Annotated in this window: 1 protein-coding gene; it reads left to right on the top strand. The window is 69.1% G+C overall.

The features are described 5' to 3' along the window. A partial coding sequence (locus tag E3T33_RS07225) for a penicillin acylase family protein (protein WP_134575038.1) occupies positions 1 to 1,298 on the top strand: 1,298 nt, incomplete at its 5' end. Positions 1,299 to 1,403 lie beyond the last annotated feature (105 nt).

The raw sequence follows: 1,403 nt of genomic DNA on the forward strand, positions 1-1,403 counted from the left end.
CAGCCCCCGCCGCGCCCGCCGCCGGCGGCGCCGCAGCCCCCGCAGCGGCAGCCCCCGCCGGCGAGTACCAGCTCGCGCTGCAGTGGACGGCGCTGACGCCGGGCCGAACGGCCACCGCCATCTTCGCCCTCAACGCGGCGACCGATTGGGAGAGCTTCCGCGCTGCGGCCGAACTCTTCGAGGTGCCCTCGCAGAACCTTCTCTACGCCGACGTGGACGGCAACATCGGCTACCAGGCTCCCGGCCTCATCCCGATTCGGAAGAAGGGCGACGGCACGGTGCCGGTGCCCGGTTGGACGAGCGACTACGGCTGGACGGGGTTCATCCCCTACGAGGCGCTGCCGACGACGTTCAACCCGCCCAGCGGACTCATCGTCACCGCGAACAACGCGCCGGTCGGGGCGAACTACCCGCACCTGATCACCGCGGACTGGGACCTGGGCTACCGTGCGAACGAGATCACCTCGCGCCTGCAGGGCATGATCGAGGACGGGAAGCCGGTCACCACCGACACCATGAGCGAGATCCAGGCGGACAACTTCAGCGCGGCCGCGGCGACCCTGGTCCCCCTGTTGCAGGACGTGCGGGTCTCCGGCGCGGCGCGTGAGGCCCAGGCGCTGTTCGACGACTGGGACTTCCAGGTAGATGCGGACAGCGCGGCCGCGGCCTACTTCAACATCGTCTGGCGCAACCTGCTGGTCAACATGTTCGACCACAAGTTGCCGGACGGGCTGGGGCTGACCGGCGGCGACCGGGCGTTCTCGATTGTGGAATCCCTGCTCGACCAGCCCGATTCCGACTGGTGGGTCAACGATCGGATCGGCGCCGTCGGACGCGACAGCATGCTCAGCAAGGTGCTGACCCGCGCCGCCGCAGAGGGCGCCGACCTAATGGGCGCGGATGCCTCCGCCTGGGAGTGGGGCAAGCTGCACACGCTCGAGCTCAAGAACGCCAGCTTCGGCGAGTCGGGCGTTGCCCCGATCGAGTGGCTGTTCAACCGGGGCCCGTACGAGCTCGCGGGCGGCTCATCCGTCGTCAACGCCGTCGGCTGGGATGCCTCGGTCGGCTACACCGTCGACTGGGTGCCGTCGATGCGGCAGGTGATCAGCCTCGCCGACTGGGACGACTCAACCTGGCTGAACCTGACCGGCGAGTCCGGGCACGCGTTCCACCCGAATTACGTCGACCAGATGCCGCTCTGGCAGCGCCACGAGACCCGCCCCTGGCTGTTCAGCCTGGCCGCCGTGAAGAAGTCCGCGCAAGACACCCTGCACCTGCGCGCCGCCCGCAACGACTGACCCTCTCGCCGAACTGTGAGTTTGGCACCTTCCCGGGCCGGCAAAGTCAAGCGGTCTAGGCAACGCGGGTGGTTTCAGCTGCCTTGAGCAGCTGGTTCAGCCGGG

Origin of the sequence: Cryobacterium sp. TMT1-2-1, assembly GCF_004403955.1 — a bacterium.
Classification (GTDB): domain Bacteria; phylum Actinomycetota; class Actinomycetes; order Actinomycetales; family Microbacteriaceae; genus Cryobacterium; species Cryobacterium psychrotolerans.